The sequence below is a fragment of the Acidobacteriota bacterium genome, from assembly GCA_035471785.1.
Lineage (GTDB): Bacteria > Acidobacteriota > UBA6911 > RPQK01 > DATIPO01 > JANQFM01.
Genome location: DATIPQ010000139.1, coordinates 14,817 through 32,027, shown reverse-complemented (window position 1 = coordinate 32,027; position 17,211 = coordinate 14,817). Strand labels below are relative to the sequence as shown.

General features: G+C 63.3%; 12 protein-coding genes. 9 read left to right on the top strand and 3 right to left on the bottom strand.

Annotation, left to right across the window (positions count from 1 at the left end; genetic code table 11):
- Window positions 1-12: 12 nt before the first annotated feature.
- The gene (locus tag VLU25_19880) at window positions 13-1,698 is read right to left on the bottom strand and encodes a penicillin-binding transpeptidase domain-containing protein (protein ID HSR70199.1); all 1,686 of its coding nucleotides are present in this window, start codon (window positions 1,696-1,698) and stop codon (window positions 13-15) included.
- Between the two features lie 176 nt (window positions 1,699-1,874).
- Between VLU25_19880 and VLU25_19875 the strand changes: the two genes are divergently transcribed.
- Complete coding sequence (locus VLU25_19875; protein HSR70198.1) at window positions 1,875-4,235, top strand: S41 family peptidase; 2,361 nt, start codon at window positions 1,875-1,877, stop codon at window positions 4,233-4,235.
- Here the strand turns inward: VLU25_19875 and VLU25_19870 are convergent.
- Window positions 4,232-5,143 (bottom strand): BadF/BadG/BcrA/BcrD ATPase family protein, encoded by a 912-nt coding sequence (locus VLU25_19870; GenBank protein ID HSR70197.1) that lies wholly within the window; start codon window positions 5,141-5,143, stop codon window positions 4,232-4,234. The two genes, VLU25_19875 and VLU25_19870, sit on opposite strands and share 4 nt — an antisense overlap.
- 80 nt (window positions 5,144-5,223) lie before the next feature.
- Between VLU25_19870 and VLU25_19865 the strand changes: the two genes are divergently transcribed.
- The 8 genes from VLU25_19865 (at window position 5,224) to VLU25_19830 (ending at window position 15,252) form a co-directional block, all read left to right on the top strand.
- The gene (locus VLU25_19865) at window positions 5,224-6,663 is read left to right on the top strand and encodes a sodium:solute symporter (GenBank protein ID HSR70196.1); all 1,440 of its coding nucleotides are present in this window, start codon (window positions 5,224-5,226) and stop codon (window positions 6,661-6,663) included.
- A 177-nt stretch (window positions 6,664-6,840) separates the two neighbouring features.
- On the top strand, window positions 6,841-7,536 hold the full coding sequence (locus tag VLU25_19860; GenBank protein ID HSR70195.1) for a Crp/Fnr family transcriptional regulator: 696 nt from the start codon (window positions 6,841-6,843) through the stop codon (window positions 7,534-7,536).
- Between the two features lie 138 nt (window positions 7,537-7,674).
- Entirely contained in the window at window positions 7,675-7,962 is a 288-nt protein-coding gene (locus VLU25_19855; GenBank protein HSR70194.1) for a PqqD family peptide modification chaperone, read from the top strand.
- Between the two features lie 44 nt (window positions 7,963-8,006).
- Complete coding sequence (locus VLU25_19850) at window positions 8,007-9,212, top strand: radical SAM protein (protein ID HSR70193.1); 1,206 nt, start codon at window positions 8,007-8,009, stop codon at window positions 9,210-9,212.
- A 113-nt stretch (window positions 9,213-9,325) separates the two neighbouring features.
- Complete coding sequence (locus VLU25_19845; GenBank protein ID HSR70192.1) at window positions 9,326-9,538, top strand: hypothetical protein; 213 nt, start codon at window positions 9,326-9,328, stop codon at window positions 9,536-9,538.
- A 143-nt stretch (window positions 9,539-9,681) separates the two neighbouring features.
- A complete protein-coding gene (locus tag VLU25_19840) occupies window positions 9,682-11,493 on the top strand; it encodes an ABC transporter ATP-binding protein (GenBank protein HSR70191.1) in 1,812 nt (603 codons plus the stop codon).
- An 18-nt stretch (window positions 11,494-11,511) separates the two neighbouring features.
- Window positions 11,512-12,660, top strand: coding sequence for a radical SAM protein (locus tag VLU25_19835; GenBank protein ID HSR70190.1), 1,149 nt, complete (start codon window positions 11,512-11,514; stop codon window positions 12,658-12,660).
- Window positions 12,661-12,813: 153 nt separating this feature from the next.
- Window positions 12,814-15,252: an ABC transporter permease gene (locus tag VLU25_19830; protein ID HSR70189.1), complete on the top strand. Its 2,439-nt coding sequence runs from the start codon at window positions 12,814-12,816 to the stop codon at window positions 15,250-15,252.
- Window positions 15,253-15,396: 144 nt separating this feature from the next.
- On the opposite strand, the gene VLU25_19825 is transcribed toward VLU25_19830, so the two are convergent.
- A complete protein-coding gene (locus VLU25_19825) occupies window positions 15,397-17,118 on the bottom strand; it encodes a glycoside hydrolase family 3 N-terminal domain-containing protein (GenBank protein ID HSR70188.1) in 1,722 nt (573 codons plus the stop codon).
- Window positions 17,119-17,211 lie beyond the last annotated feature (93 nt).

Here is a 17,211-nt window from a genome sequence, read left to right as displayed (position 1 = left end):
CTGCGTTTCAGCTCAGTCGGCCGCGCTCTCCAAGGAGTGGGTCTGGTAGCGCAGCGAACGCAGCAGCCTGCGCGAGACGGTGCGGGTGGCGTAGCGGGCCTTCTTGGAACTCCAGTAGTTGGTAATGCGCACCGAGAAGGCGATGTTGGGGCGGGGAAGGGGCCCGACTCCGATGTAGTTGGTGTGGAAGGGCAGTCCCGGATTGCGGCCCGTTCCCGTCTTCATGGCCACAGGAAAGTCGTAGGGGGCGATGCCCTGGGCGGTGCCCTGCCGCGTCACCGCCTGCATGGCTCGTTGCAGCCGCGGAATCCAGATGGGATCGATGACCTGCAGGGCGGGTCCGCGCTGCAGCCGACGCCACGAGTAACCCAGGACTCCCGTTTCGGCCTTGATCAGTCCGGGAACCGGCATCTTGCCCTGGTTGGCGAAGATGGCCGCCATCAGCGCGCTGTGCAGGGGAGTGATGTCGGTCGCCTCGAGTCCTATGGAGAGGTTGCCCAATTGGGTCCCCTCGGGATCGGGGATGAGGATGCGGCCTAAGGGGAAGCCGTTAAGTTGCCCGGAATCGAAACCGAAGCGCCGGAACTCGGCCAGCAAAGCTTCGGCTCCAAGGATGTCGCCCAGCTTGGCGAAGGCGGTGTTGCAACTGAGTGCCAGCGCCCGTTCGATGCTGCGGACGCGTCCCGCGCCCACCGGGCACCAAACCACGCCGTCGGGGTAGCGTATGGTTCCGTTGCAGCGCATGCTGCGGACCTCGCCGTCGATGTCGACTCCGGCTCTCAAGGCGGCCGAAAGGGTGATCAGCTTGGCGATGGAGGCTGGCTCCCGACGCTGTTGGAAGGCAGGGGTGGTGCCCTTTTCCCGCCGCAACGTCCGCGAGTCGGAAACCGCCGCCAGAATGTCGCCGCTGGGCGGATCAAGCAGCACCACGCTGCCGCGGCGACCGCGCAAGGAGGCCAGAGAGATGCGGCTCAGCTCCAAATCGAGGGTCAGGCGCAGCCCTCCGGCCTGGCCATGCCGGCGCAGCCTCTCGGCCAGTTGGCGGGGCAGCCAGGACGGGTCGATGCCCTCCAGCAGTTGCAACTGACCGTCGGCGTCGAGATAGCCGATGAGGGTGTCGTTGCGGTCGCGGATCAGGGTGCGGGCTCCCCGGGCCAGCAGTTGCAGCGATCGGCTCACGCGGCCCGCCATCGGGTGTCCCCTCCAGTCCGCTGAAAGCCGCCGTAAACGGGCCTCGGCTTGGTCATGACGGCCCAATTCCAGCAGCGCCGCCGCCCCGTAGAGGGAGGTTTCGACCGAGGGCTCCTCAACGCGATCCAAGAGTCGGGTCAAACGCAGCAGCGCCTGGTGGCGCCCTTTCTCCAGGTTCTGTTGCAGCAGGACTCGCCAGGGGATGCCCTGCAAGGCCAGGGGCGGGGAGGGTTGGGGCTCGGGCTGGTCGGGGTCGAGGGCTTGAGCCACGAGGCGCAAGGCGTGAGCGCGCCGGCCCGGTACCTCACGCACGATTTCGGCGGCCTCGGAAATACGGCCTTCTTGCAAGAGGCGTTCGGCCTGAGCCCGCTTCTGCTGCTGGCGCCGACCCTCTATGGCGGCCCATGCTCCCATCAGGAGAATCAAAGGCAGCACCCAAAGGATGAGTCTTCCCGATGTCACCAGCCGCACCAGCTTGTTGTGGATTCGAATGCCCCTGTCCCCCATCGGCGTGAGAGCATATCCTTTTTCACCGACAATGGCGACCCCCTGGTGTGGAAATCGGCATCATTTTATGTCTTATCTCACCAAACCATCACCTCTGGGCTTGTCGGCGCCGTGGGCCGGAGCCTTTGTCAAGTTGCCAAGAACACCACTCAAAAACTCGTAGTACAATCCTCTCCATGTGGGAGTCCGGCTATTGGATCAAAAGCAGAATAGGTGCTCTTCTCACCCTGGTTCTTCTCTCTCAGACCACGCCGGCCCTCGGCCAGGAGGACGCAGAGGAGACATCCGAGCGATGGGAATCGGGTCGGGTGGAGCGGATGGAGGGGTTGGCCAGGCTGTGGGGAGCGGTATGGCTTTTCCACCCCAAAACCGCCCAGGCCGGGTTGGATTGGGACCAAGCCTTGCTGGAGACGGTTCCCCAGGTGGAAGGGGCTGCCACTAAAGAGGAGTATCGGGCCGCCTTGCAGAAGATGTTGGACCACTTGGCCGACGCCGACACCCGCGTGAGTGGGGGCGAGTCCCGAGAAGACGGCTTTGGGGAAGCCCCTGAGGATGCTTTGCGCCAGCCTTACCTCAGCGTGCTTGAAGACGGCACCGCGGTGGTCAGGTCCACAGCTTACGGAAGGATGTCCTCTGCCAGCGGAGGAGAATTGCTCGAGGCCGAGCTGGTGCGGGCCATCGAGTCTCAACTTGTAGTCGTGGATCTGCGCCGCCAGGGCCCCGACCTGGGGGGAGGATGGCGCCTGGGCACGCATCTGGCCTCGGTGGCGCCTCTGCTGGTCGACGAGCCCTTCGTCCTCACCACCGCCCGACGGCGCAGGCATTCGGGTTTCATGGCCGAAGGTCAGGCCTCGTCCTCCTTCTATTCGGGTTTCGTGCAGGCGCAGCCCCAGCGCATTCAACCGTCGAGCAGGCCGGCGGAGGATCCCGGGCAGGTCCCGCTCGGGGACGGGCAACCGGAGCGCAAAGGCACCCTGGTCTTCTTCGTCAATGAGGGCACGCCCAGCGGGGTGATTCCTGTCTTGGGAGGTTTGAGAGCGGTGGGGAGAGCCCGCATCGTCTATCAGGGTTCAGCCAGGCGCCTGGGACTGCAGGGCGGATCGGGATACACCCTCGATCTTCCTCATGGCCTATCCGCGTCCATACGCCTCAATCAGTGGCTGCACGCAGACGGAAGCGTCGGCTTCCAGCCTGACCTCATCATCGGCGCCCTGGAGGCAAGAGACCTGGAGGCCCTCTCCCGCATCGCCCGCCAGGTCGTGTCGCAGACTCCTCAGCGCAGAGTCCTGCAAGAGTCGGACCGGCAGGCCCTGATCGCCTCCCGGCCCGGGGCCGCCTCCCCAGAGGACGAGCTCTATCCCTCGCTGCAACAGCGCTTGCTGGGACTCTTCCGCTACTGGAACGCCTTTCACTACTTCTCGCCCTATAAGGGCCTCCTGGACGAGTCGTGGGATAGCCTGCTGGGCGAATTCATCGTCCGTTTTGGCGATGCCTCCGATGCCATCGAGTATCACCTGGCTGCGGCTCAACTGGCGGCCCGCACCCAGGACTCGCTGAGCTTCCTCAGCAGTCCGGTGCTGACCGAGTTCTTCGGCCCGGCGGTTCCGGGATTCGTAATCAAAGGCGTGCAAGGACAGGCCGCGGTTTTCGAGATCCTCAAGCCGGAGGAGACGGGAGACCTCGAGGTGGGTGACGTGATCGTCGAAGTGGACGGCATCCCGGTGGAACAGCGGGTGGAAAAGCTGCTGCCCTATTTGCCGGCCTCGACCCCGCAGGCCGCCCGGCTGAAAGCGTTCTCCAACCTGTTGGGCGGACCCGAAGCTTCCATCGCCCGGCTCAAAGTCGCCAAGGACGACGGCAGCCTGCAAGAGCTCACGCTGCCGCGCAGCATGGGACGCCGCCGCCTGGCCCGCACGCGTCCCGACTACGAGGTGCTTGAAGAGGGATTCGGTTATGTCGACTTGGACCGCCTGTCGGCCGGGGAAGCGCCCCTGGCCTACCAGGCCGTGAGAGAGACTCCGGCCATTGTTTTCGACATGCGGGGATTTCCTCGGGGAGGAGTTTGGCCGTTGACCGGGCTGATGGGGCGCCGACAAGCCGCGGCCGGGCTGCTGAGGCGCTTGGAGCCCATGAGTCCCGACCCGGACGTCCGCCGGATTGCCGAGACTGTGCTGCGCACGGCGCGACCACGGGGCACTCCTTACTCGGGACGTTTGGTGGTGCTGATCAACGAAGAAACCATCAGCCAGGCCGAGCAGGCTTGCCTGTTCTTGGAGGCGGTGGGCCGGGTCACCTACGTGGGTTCGGCCAGCAACGGGGCTGTGGGAGAAATCGCCTCCATCAGCCTGCCAGGCGGAATCAGGGCCTTTCTGACCGTCGAAAGCTTGAGCCGCCCCGACGGCACGACCTTGCAGCGCCGCGGACTGCAGCCGCACGTGCAGGCCGCTGCCACACTCGAGGGCATTCGCCAGGGACGTGACGAAGTGCTGGAAGCAGCCGTCCAGCACCTGCTTGAGAAGCTTTCACCCGGGGATTAGTCGAGCTCGGCCAGAGCCAGCAGGACGGCGCCTTCTTCGGGAGAACGCAGGGCTTGCTGGAAGCGGGCCTGGGGAAGGCGTCGCGGAAGCAGATCGAGGAACTCCTTGCGGAGCATGTCCGCGGACTGCCAGGCGCCTCCCGAAGCGCTTATCAGCAACGGCTCGGAATCGTCGAGGTGCAATTGCCTGCTCACCGCCGCAACGGAGTCGATCAGTTCGCTCGCCGCCTCCCTCAGCAACCGCCTCGACACCTGGTCGCCTTCCTCGGCTGCTTCCAGCACCAGCGGGAAGAGGGAGGCGATGCGGTCGGGAGTGACGCGCTCTCCGTAGAGGACGGGGATGAGGTCTTGCAGGCTGTCCAGGTAGAGTTCGCGGCGGATTTTTTGCCTCAGCGAGGTGGAGGGGCCGCGTCCGTCCGCCGATTTGAGCGCCGCCGCCAGTCCGCGCCTGGCGATGTCGTATCCGCTGCCCTCGTCGCCCAGCAGATGGCCCCAGCCGCCGGCGCGGGCCCGTCCTCCCCGTCCGTCCATCCCCATGGCGATGGAGCCGGTGCCGCAGATGACGATGATGCCCGGGCGGTTCTCGGTAGCTCCGGCCAATGCAACGCGGGCGTCGTCTTCCAGAATCAGGCGGGCCTTGCGGGCCAACTCGGCGAAGGCCCGCGAAAAGAGTTCCCGGTCGAGTGGACGGGCCACGCCGGCCAGTCCGGCGCACACCACTTCCACGTCCTCCACCCTGCGTCCTGCCGCCAGCAGGGCCGAGGCCAGCGCGTCCCGTACCGAGACCTTGGCGGCGTAGAGTCCGCACTTGTGGTAGTTGGAAGGCCCGCCGCGTCCCCTTCCCAGGATAGCCCCGTTCAAATCCGCCACCAGGCAAACGGTGCGGCTGGCTCCTCCGTCAATTCCCACCACAACCCTCCTGGAGGACAAGCTCATCCTCCTAAAATACCTCACGTCTCCGCCACACCGGATCGCTATAATCACGCCTCATGGCATTTACCGGACTCGATTACCTGGTGCTTTTCGCCTACTTGGCCGCCAGCGCCGGACTGGGGCTCTACGTGGGACGGGGTCAAAAGGACCTGGACGATTACTTTCTGGGCGGCGGACGCATGCCCTGGTGGGCGATTTCCTTTTCCATCGTGGCTACCGAAACCAGCACCCTGACCTTCATCGGAGCGCCGGCCATATCGTATTCCGGAAACCTCACCTTTCTGCAGGTGGCCATGGGGTATTGCATCGGCAAGATACTGGTCGCCGCCGTGCTTATGCCGGGCTATCTGCGAGGGCGCATCCAGACCGCCTACGAGCTGCTCAACCAGCGCTTCGGGGGAAGGGTGCGCTCGGCCTCGGCCCTCATCTTTCAAGTCACCCGCACGCTGGGGGACGGCGTGCGCCTCTTCGCCACAGCCCTGGTTCTGGCCGTGGTCACGCAAATGGCCGACGTCTGGACTATTCTGATCATCGCAGCCGTCACCGTCGTCTACACCTTCTACGGCGGGATGCGGGCCGTGGTCTGGAACGACGTGGTGCAACTGGCCATCTACATCGGCGGAGCCCTGCTGGCCTTCTACATCCTGCTCGACCGCATTCCCGGAGGCTGGACCGAGGTCAGCAGCGTGGCTTCGGCAAAGTTCCAGGTCTTCGATTTCTCTCTCGACTTCACCCGGCCGCTCACATTCTGGGGCGGGATGGTGGGCGGAGCCTTCCTCACTTTCGCCACCCACGGGGCCGACCAGATGATGGTGCAGCGCTACCTGACCTGCGGAAACCTGCGGGGCAGCCGGGTGGCGCTGATCTTCAGCGGAGTCGTGGTGCTGGCCCAGTTCGCCCTCTTCCTGGTCATCGGACTCATGCTCTATACCTTCTACCGGCACTTTCCCATGGAGTCGCCTCTGCAGCAGACCGACCGCGTCTTTCCTCTCTTCATCGTGCAGGAAATGCCCTCCGGAATCTCGGGGCTGATCATCGCCGCCGTCTTCGCCGCCGCCATGTCCACCCTCAGCAGCTCCCTCAATTCCTTGGCCTCTTCCAGCGTCAACGACTACTATCGCCCCTACCTGGTGCCCGACGGCTCGCAAAGCCACTATCTGCGCGTCTCGCGGCTTTTTACCCTGGCCTGGGGCGGAGCTTTGGCGGCGGTGGCCTTCTTGGCCAAGGGCTGGGGAAACGTGCTGGAGACCGGACTGGCCATCGCCAGCATCACCATGGGCAGCGTCCTGGGCATTTTCCTGCTGGGCCTGGTCAGCCGCCGGGCCGGACAGTCCGCCGCCCTTTCCGGACTGGTCTTCGGATTGGCCGTCATGCTGGCCATCAAACTCTACACCCCTCTGGCCTGGACTTGGTACGTGCTGGTGGGCACCGCCTCCACCCTGGCGGCCGCCCTCGTCCTGCAAGCTGTTCGGACGACCTTCAGCAAGGGCCCCTAGGCGAGTCTGTGCATCCGCGCACCGAAGTGAATTCCAATGCAATAATCTCAGGCTTTCCCTTGCATCAACAAGATCGCAATGATAAAATTACCTGTATTTTCTAAGAAAGCTATTTTGCACTCATGATGTTGTAACCATAGCGGATATCCCGTCCGCTTCCCGCCCGCGGGGATGGATATGAAGAGCGACATCGAGGCCACCGCCCTTAGAACGGCTTGCCGGGTCTGCGAAGCGCGGGGCAAATGTTGCCTCGAGGAACTGCCTCAAAAAAGCCGTCAGCGCCTTCGTGAATCTCTCGTCCTTCGCCGCTACAGCCCCGGCGTCACCATCTATCACCAAGGCCAGCGGGCCGACGGCGTCTCGGTGCTGCGGTGCGGTTGGGTGAGGCTTTCCCACGTTACCGAAGAAGGCAAGGCGGTCAATGTGGGAGTCGTCGGTCCTGGAAGCATCCTGGGTCTCAACGAGTTGCTGGCCGACGCCTGCTATCATGCCAGCGCTGAAGTCCTGGAAGAAGCCGAGATGGAGTTCTTTCAGGGCCAGCAGTTCCGCTCCCTGCTTCAGGACGACTCTTCCCTGGCCGTGGCTCTGTTGGTTTCCATCAGCCGCGACACCCATCGTTCGGTAGCTGAAATCTGCGACATTGCCGGGGGACGTCCTCCCCAGCAGCGGCTCTTGCACAAGCTCAGCCATTTGGCCGAGAGTTGCGGTCGCCGCACCAGCCAGGGGGTGCAGCTCAAGCTCCCCTTCACCGTGCAGGAGCTTGCCGAGAGCATCGGCTGTTCCAGGCAGTGGACCACCAAGCTGCTGCAAGACCTCGACAAGCAGGGCCTGATCAAGCGCCGGGGTTCCTGGATAACGCTGCTTGACGCCTGACTTTGCTCCTCCCTCCTCATCCGCGCTGCCGATGTCAAGTAGTTGACACACCCGCGTAAAGCAGATGACAGACCCGCCCCGTCAGGGCTGGCAGAATCCCTTCATCATTCGAGATTGCCAAAAAAGGAGCTTGAGATCATGAGTGACTTTTTCAAACGCAGCACGCAGGTCATCACCAGGCAGGAAGGCGGATCGACCTTGGTGTTCGAGCAGAGCACAGGCGCCATCTGCATCCTCAACCCCACTTCGGAGTTCATTTGGGAACGATGCACGGGCGAGCATTCCGTCGAAGACATAGCCCGCGAGCTGGGCAGCAGCTTCGACCTGTCGGAGTTTGAAGACGGATCTTCCCTGGCCGCTTTGGTCGAGGGGCATCTCAGGCTGATGCACAAGGCCAAACTCGTGGAGCTGGAGGCCGCGGCCTGAAGACGCCTGGTCCATTCGCCCACGGCAGCCGAAAGGAAACTCCAATGTCCGCGCGAACCAGCAAGCCATGGCAGAAGATCCCGACACTGCGCTCGATCTACATCTACCTGACGGACGAATGCAACCAGCATTGTCCGCACTGTTGGATCAGTCCCGTCCTGCAAGGCCACAGCAAGGTGACCAGGCCCAGCTTGGAGCAGTATCTGCAATTCATCGACGATGCCGTTCCACTGGGGCTTACTTATGTAAAGGTCACGGGTGGAGAGCCCCTTCTGCGTCCCGAGACGCTCCCCATCGTGGGGCATGCCTCGCGCTTGGGAGCCGAGACCACCATCGAGACCAACGCCATGCTGGTGGGCGACAAGGAGGTGGAGTTCTTCGCCGCAAACGGCATTCATATCGGCACCAGCCTGGACGGAAGCTGCCCTGAGGCGCACGACCGCAGACGCGGTTTGAAAGGCGCCTTCCGGCGCACCTGGAGGGCTGTCGAAGCCATGACCCAGGCGGGGATCAACATGACCGTGACGGCCGCCGTCTCCCACGGCAACCTGGGCGAGATCGACAAGATTCTCGACCGCCTGAGAGGCATCGGGGGGAGGCGCGGAAAGATCACCTTCAAGATCAACCCCATCGTGCCCATGGGTCGTGCCAAGTTCATGAAGAAGCGGCGCGAAACCCTTTATCCCCATGAGCTGCTGAGGCTGGCCGACAGGGTGGGCCATGAACTGGTGCCCCGCTACCGCGAGGACGGTCTGGACATCATCCTGCAGTTGGAACTGGCTTTCTTCCCCATCCACAGCATCATCAACGCCATCGGTACCAGCGGTGCCGGGCATTGCGGCTTTCTCAACCTGATCTCGCTGCTGGCCGACGGCAGCATCACCTTCTGCGGCATCGGCCATGAGCAGAGGCACCTGGTGATGGGAAACATCCGCCACGGGTATGACCTGCGCAAGATTTGGGAAGAAGAGCCGCTGATGCAGGACGTCCGCCGCAAAGTCCACCGCGGACTGCGGGGCGTGTGCGGAAGCTGCCTCTTCCACTCCGTCTGCCTGGGCGGTTGCCGGGCGGCCGCCGTGGCCGTTGACGGCTCGCTGGCCGATTCGCCTCCCTGGTGTCAATCCCTCTACGATGCGGGGCTCTTTCCGGCCAGCCGCCTCGATGACGAGGCGGCCAAGGAGTACCAGGAAATCGCTCCCGCGCTGCGGGCCGACTACCAGGCCGAAGTGGCTGCGATGGCGGCCAATTGAAGTTTGACAGCTAAGAAGATTCTCTTCGGAGTCTTCCCCTCCGAAGAAAACGTGGCGCTCGCCGCTGGTGGCGGACGCCGAAGAAAAACAGAACCACTTAAGGAGAAACAGTCATGTCGAAAGAAAAGAAGCAACCCTTCGAAGTGCCGAAGCTGATCGCGCTGGACGGCAAGGAGCTCACTGAAGACAACCTGCTGAGCGAGTTCTTTGGCGACAACTGCTGCGGAAGCGGCGGCGGAACCAACAATGGCTGCACGTCCGGAACTGGACGCTCCAGCAGCGTGCTGGTGCCCTGCCAAGCCAACCTGGACGGAACTGACGAGTAAGGCTGGGGCCTTCTCTCAGGGCGGGCGGGCCAGGTGGCAACCCGACCATCCACTCCTGGTCCGTTCGCCCGGACCCCAGCCAAACCAAGTCTCAGGGCCAGCCTCGGGCTATGAAAGCCCGGTAGCTGAATGCGGGTGACGACATGCTAGCACGAAAACTCTTCAACAGGCTCGGGCTCTCCATCGACCCGCTTATCCTCAAGCGTTTTCTCCCTTACCTGAAACCTTTCAGGCGGCTGCTGGCGGGAGCCTCTCTCTTGCTGCTGGCGGCCAGTGTCCTGCAATTATCCACGCCGCTTCTCACCGGCTACATCATCGACCGCATCTTGGCCGAGAAACGAGCTGAGATCCTGACCCTGATCATTCCTCTGATCCTTCTGCTGACGGTCGCCTATCTTCTTTCTAATATCGTTCGCGCTTACATGCTGATGAAGCTGAGATATCGGCTCTCCCTGAAATTGCATCAGCACCAGCTTCGCCAACTGGCGCGCCTCTCCTTCACATTTACTTGCCAAAAAGAGACCGGCTACCTGGCCACCCGCGTAACCGAAGACGCCGGCGGGGTGCTGGATTTCGTCACCGGCGATCTGGTCTCATTCCTGCACAAGGTGTTTACCCTGCTGGCCGCGCTGGCGGCCATGGCCTGGCTGAGCTGGCGGACGGCCCTCTTGTCGGTGCTGGTGATTCCTGCCTACGTCTTGCTGGGATCCATCTTCGTCGACCGCTTGCGGCGCTTGAGCCGGGAAGGGCTGGAAACCAGCGCTCAGCGTCAGAAAGTCCTGCACGAGTCACTGGCCGGCATGTATACGGTCAATGCCTGTGCCGCCGAGGCGCCCATGCTGGGACGCTTTCTGCAATCCCAGACCAAGCTGGTGCGGGTTCAGATGCGCCAGTTCTGGATCAGCTCCAAAGTCACGCTGACGCGCAGCCTGGTGGCGGCCTCGGGACCTCTGATCGTTCTCTGGTACGGCGGAATGGAAGTGATTGCCGGCCGCATGAGCATCGGTGGCCTGATCGCCTTCAGCGCCGTCTTCGGATACCTTTTCGAGGCGGCCAAGTCACTCAGCACGACCCATCTGACGCTGCAAAAGGTCATCGTTTCCCTGGAGCGTCTCTTGGAAATCCTCGACCGCAAGCCGGCAATAGAAGCCGCCTCCCATCCTCGCGTCCTGCACCGGGTCGAGCAGGGAATCCATTTTGAGGAGGTGGGGTTCAGCTATGACGGTTCCCGCCAGGCCCTCAAGGGATTGAACCTGTGGGTCCCGGCGGGCAAGATCGTAGCCCTTGCCGGCCACAGCGGAGCCGGCAAGACTACCATCGCCCACCTGCTGATGCGCTTTTACGACCCCCAAGAGGGCAGGATCCTCATCGACGGCTGCGACTTGAAGAGCTTTTCGCTGCGCTCGCTGCGGCGCAAGATCGCCCTGGTTCCTCAGGACGTCTTCCTCTTCTCCATGAGCGTGGAAGACAACATCCGCCTGGGCGATCCCTCGGCCGGCTTTTCCAGAGTGGAGCGGGCCGCCCGTTTGGCCAACGCCCATGAGTTCATCACCCGCCTTCCCCATGGCTACCGTACTCCCGTAGGAGAAAGGGGGACAACGCTTTCCGGTGGACAGAGACAGCGCATCGCCATTGCCCGAGCCCTGCTCATGGAACCCCAGGTGCTGCTCTTGGACGAGGCGGTTTCGGCGGTGGACGGCACCTCTGAGCAGAAGATCTGCGAGACGGTGCGCCGGCTCAACGCCGAGGAGGATCTGACTATCCTGACCATCGCTCACAGGCTGTCCACCATCCAGCAGTCGGACCGCATCTACCTGATCCGGGAGGGATGCGCCGTGGCGCAAGGCAGCCATCACGTTTTGATCAGGAACAGTCCCGACTACGCCGAACTGATTCGATTCCAGTACGGCGAGGCCGAGGCCCCTTTCGACAAGTCGCTTGCCCGGGCGGGATAAGCGCTAGGAGGTAAGACCATGGCTACTACCGCAAACAGCGTTCTTGAAAAGATCTCGGCGCCCATCTCCGTCTTTCTCAACATAACGCAGGAATGCAACATGCGCTGCGTCTACTGTTCGGCGGAAGTGACGCGTCCCAACTCACGCAAAGACATCGAACTGAGCGACGAGCAATACCTCGACCTGGTCGATCAACTGGTGGAGGCGAAAGTCTTCAAGTACGTCATCACGGGCGGCGAGCCGCTTTTGCGGCGACGCCTGGTCTTCCAGATCCTGGACCGCATCGGCCGCAGCGCCGAGGTGCAGTTCAATAGCAACGCCACCATGATCAACGATCGCGTGGCCAAGAGGCTGGCGGCTTTCCCGGGAATCCTCAACATGGTGGTTTCCATCGACGCCCCCGTGGAAGAGATCAACGCCATCACCCGCGGGAAGGGATTCCTGAGGAAGACCATGAAGGGCGTCCGCAACCTGCAGAAGCAGGGCATCGATCCCAAGATCAACTGCGTCCTCACGCGCCATAACTACCGCTACATTCCCCAGATGGTGGAGTTTCTCAAAGCCAACGGGCTGCGTCGTCTGGGCATCCTTCACTTCCAGCCCCTGGGATATGGAATCCCCAAGGCCTCCCAACTGCAGTTGCCCATCCGGGAGCGCCTGGAATTCAACAAGATGATCCGCGGGTTGACGGAGAGGGAAAAGGAGGTCTCCATCAGCGACCAGGACGAATCCAACTGGTTCGAGCACGAGAACTGCTACCAGCAATGCGTTTCACACGGATTGGAGAAGTTCACGGGACGTCCCAACATCCTGCCTTGCAGCGCCGGCCTCGACCAAGCCAACATCCTCTCCGACGGAGGCGTTACCCCTTGCAATTTCTTCTTCCACTACCGCTGCGGCAACGTGCGCGAACAGAGCTTCCTCGACATCTGGCGCAACTCTCCCGAGTTTCAACGGGTGCGGGCGCTGCGCAGGACTCCCAACACGGTCATCGAAAAGTGCGGAGGCTGCCGTTACAATATTTTCTGCCAAGGGGGCTGCCGGGCCATCGGCCACGCCCTGACGGGCAGCCTGACGGGACATGACGGTTCCTGTCCGCACTATCAGCGGCGCATGAGTTTTCAGCGCCCCCAAAGCGACGGCGTTCACTTGCCTGTCATCAATTGAGCGTCTCCCTGGGGCCCTGGCTCGGTGCGGCCTGCCTGATGGGAAAAGTTTTTCAAGACTTGCGGCCCGCCATGCTTGGAATGACTTTTGTCCCGTGCTATAAATGGAACCGGCATTGGCTTTGACTTTCACGTGCAAGCGGGAGGTAGACTCATGCGCCTGGGCGCCGACATCCGTTACGCACTGCGATCAGTGCTGCGCAGACCCGTACACAGCGCCATCATCGTCATCACCCTGGCCCTGGGAATAGGAATCACGGCCGCCGTCTTCAACCTGGTCGACAGCGTCCTGCTGCAGCCGCTTCCTTTTCCGGAGCCGGAGCGGCTGGTCATGCTGACCGAAACAGCCGGCGAGTCCCCTCCTGACCACGATGCGGTGAGTTCCGCCGCCTTTCTATTCTGGAGAGACCATACACGGGCTTTCGAGGCCGTGGCCGCTTATGATTCCTACTCGCCCAATCTGACGGGAATCGACCGTCCTCAGACGGTGCAGGCCGTGGCCGTTTCGCCGCACATTTTTGATTTGCTGGGCCGCTCACCCCAACTGGGACGGGGATTCTCTCAAGAGGACGGGCGCCCGGGGGCTGAGCGCGTGGCCGTCATCAGTTACGGGCTTTGGCAGAGCGTTTGGGGCGGCCGGCGCGAAGTGTTGGAGAAGACCATCGCCCTGGACGGCGAGCAGTACAGCGTGGTGGGCGTGATGCCGGCCGATTTCCGCTTCATGCTTCCCGGAATCAGCCTGGAGCGTCAGCCCGCCCTTTGGACGCCTATATCCTGGAGCGCGGAAGACGCCGCCAACAGGAACTACTATTTCCTCAACGTCATCGCGCGTCTCAAGCCGCAAGTGGAATTGGAGCAAGCCCAGGAGGATCTTCGCTCGGCTTTCCTGCGATTTGACGAGACGGTGCCCGATCCGGTGGCGGACGCCCGTCGCCAGGCCCATGTGCTGGAGGCCAAGGAGCAACTCCTGGACATCGAGAATCTGGACGCCACCTTCGCCGTGGCCGTAACCGCCGCCCTTTGCGTCCTCCTTATCGCCTGCACCAACGTGGTCAGCCTGTTGCTCTCCAGGGCCGTGAAACGGCGCAAGGAGATCGCCATACGCCGCGCCCTGGGGGCCGCCAAGTCTGGAATCGCCGCTCCCTTCCTGAGCGAGAGCCTGCTGCTGGCTTTCTTGAGCGGATTGTTGGGATTGCTGCTGGTGAGGTGGTGCGTCCAGTTCCTGCTCTCCATCAGCCCCATGCGCATTCCCCGCGGCGACGAGATCGGCCTGGACTGGAGCGTGGCTCTCTTCGTGATGGGACTCTCGCTGGCCGTGGGACTGGTCAACGGAGCCATCGCCTTGAGCAGCGGCGCCAGCAGCGACCTGCGCTCTCAACTGGCCGACGGCAGCCGCCGTGGCGGAGGCGAAGGCGGTGTGGCGGGGCGCCGCTTGCGGGCCGGCCTGGTGGCGGCCCAAATCGCCCTGGCCGTCTTGCTTTCCATCGGAGCCGCCCTGCTGACCCAGAGTTTTTTCGCCCTGCGCCTGACCGATCCCGGATTCCTCAGCGAGCACGTGGTGACGGCCTTGATCCTTCTGCCTTCCGACCGCTATCCGCCTCCACAGCGGGGAACGCCTTTCTTCAGCCGGCTGCTGGAGCGTCTGCGCCAACGGCCCGGCGTGGTGGCGGCAGGGGCCTCCAATGCCCCGCCGTTGTCGGGCATCAAACGGGGAACCAGCCTGGAACTGGAAGGGGAATACCGGGGAGAAGAAGAGCCCTGGGCGGCTTACCGTGTTTCTAGCCCGGGCTTTTTCAAGGCCATGGGCATTCCCCTGATCGGCGGACGGGCCTTGCTTGAAAGCGACGAGGAGGAGTCCGAGCCGGTGGCCGTTATCAGCCGCAGCATGGCCCAAGCCTACTGGCCCAACGGCGATCCGCTGGGGAAGCGCGTCAAGATTCGCGCCGCCGGCGACCAATGGCACCGCATCGTGGGCGTGGTGGGAGATACTTTGCACCGGGGATTAAACGCTGGGCCTACGCCTGAAGTCTACGTCTCTTACCGGCAACGGAAAACCACCTTTCTGGGCATTGCCGTGCGCTCCCAAAGCGACCCTCAACAGATGGCCGAGGCTCTGCGTTCCGAGGTCTTGGCCATCGATCCCGACCAACCCATCTACAGCATCGAGTCGATGTCGGAGATCGTTTCCCAGTCGGTGGCGGCACCCCGCTTCCGCACCCTGCTGATGGGATCGTTTTCCCTGCTGGCTCTCTTTCTGGCCCTCTTGGGCATCTATGGCATCCTTTCTTACTCGGTGGCCAGCCGGACTCATGAAATGGGCGTCCGCATGGCCTTAGGCGCCGATGGACGCCGCCTCCGAAGGCTGGTGGTGGGCCAGGGGATGCGCACCGCCCTGGCCGGGGTCGTCGTCGGCCTGGTGGCAGCGGCCTTGCTGGCCAACCTCCTGGCCAGCCTGCTCTACCAGGTGGGTGCTCACGACCTGCGGACCTTCCTGCTGGTCCCCTCCGCGCTCCTGCTGGCCGCCTTTGTCGCCTGCTACATCCCCGCCCGCCGCGCCACCCGCGTCGACCCCCTGCGCGCCCTGCGAGACTAAGTGCAGTGCGTCAGAAGTTTCGAGCCGCCCTGTGGCGTTATTCCACGCTTTCAGAGGGTGTCGCAAAAGTGCAGCCCGAAGCAGTCGCAAAGCGTCTCAAGGAGCACTTTCTTGCTCTTTGAGAACCCCCAAGGGGAAGCGAATTCAGCGGGTGCTGTGGCCGATGGGGTAGAGGTCGGGGAGGGAGATGGGGAGTTTGCCGCGGGCGGGTTTAAGGCCCAGGATGACCCGGGCGGCGGCGGCTTCGGCTCCCGGGAAGTCTTCGTAAGCCAGGATGTAAGTTGGCAACTCGGGGACCGCCGAAAGAAGGTAGGGGCTGCCGAAAAAGACGAAGGCCGTGGGACGGTCGAGGGCGGCCAGTTGGCGCAGAGCTTCAAGTTGATTGGGAGCCAGGTCGATCTCGCCCTTGAAGGCGGCGATGCGGATATAGCTTCCAACCACCACGGCGTCGACCCGGCGGGCCAGTTCGCGCAGCAGGCGGATTTCGTTTGAAGTAGCGTCGGCGTCGACTTCGAAATGGAGGGTATTGCGGTGATGATCGCGCAGCTCTTGGCGCAGGGCCCAGCCCCGTCCGTCAGGGCGGTCGCGGTCGGTCATGGTGACCAAGAGCAGGGTGGACGAGGGGCGGGGCCGCAGGGGCAGAGCGTCCTTCTCGTCGCGGACTATGGTGATGGCCTGCTCCATCACCTGCTGGGAAAGCTCCTCATGCTGGGGCGATCCTACGATCTGGTCGATGGAGGCCAGCTCGACGGGCTGGTAGCCGTGCAGTCCCAGACGGGCTTTGGCGCTGAGGATGCGCCGCACCGAGCCCTCCAGGCGCCGCCGGCTGAGGCGCCCGTCGCGGGCCGCCGCCAGGAGGGCCCTGTAGGCCTTGGGCACGGAGCGGGGAAGAAGCACCAGATCGGCTCCCGCCAGCACGGCTTCCAGGGCCGCCTCGCCGTCCCCGAAGTGCTCGGTCACGCCCCCCATGTTCATGGCGTCGGTGATGACCAGGCCCGCAAAGCCCATCTCCCGGCGCAGCACGTCGCTGAGAATGCGTGAAGAGAGAGTGGCCGCACGCTTTCCGTCCGGCTCCAGGGCGGGGACCGAGAGGTGGGCGGTCATCACGGCCCCCACTCCCGCCTCCATGGCGGCCTTAAAAGGCGGCAGTTCGACCTGCTGCAATCGTTCCAGCGGAGCCTCGATGACGGGCAGCTCCAGGTGGGAGTCCTGAGCAGTGTCGCCGTGTCCTGGAAAGTGCTTGGCCGTTGCCAGGATGCCTTCTGCCTGGACGGCCTCGATATAGGCCGAGGCCAGCCGGCCCACTGCCAGGGGATCCTCGCCGAAGGAACGGATGTTGATGATGGGGTTCTCGGGATTGTTGTTGACGTCCACCACCGGATAGAAGTTGACGTTGATGCCGATGGCCTTGGCCTCGCGGGCCGTGGCGCCGGCCACCTGGCGCACCAGCTTTTCATCTCCCGCCGCGGCCAGCGCCATGGCCTTGGGGAAGCGCGTGCCCCCTTCGAAGATGAGCCCGACGCCGCCCTCGAGATCGGCGGTAATGAAGAGCGGGGTGCGGGCTGCGTCCTGCATGCGGCGGATCATGGCCGCTGCCGAAAGGACGTGCCCGCGGAAGGCGTGATAGCCGCCCAGGTGGTACTTTTCGATCTCTTCCAGGATTTCCTGAAACTTCTCCGAATCGACGTGCATGTAGTCGGTGCGCGCCCCGCCCACGATGAGCTGCCCCACTTTCTCTTGCAGGGTCATCCCGGTCATCCGTTCCTCCACCCACTGCTGCTGCTCCTGGCTGAGCGGCTGGGCGGGCAGGGGAAGGGCCAACAGGACGGGTAGCGCCAAACTGTAAAGGAATCGAAGATAGATCATCTTGCCAAGTATAGCAGCAGCTCCAAGGTCAAAGCCGCTACCGGCTGGAAGCTTCGGCGGCACCCCCGGGGACGCCCTTCACATCCATCTGAG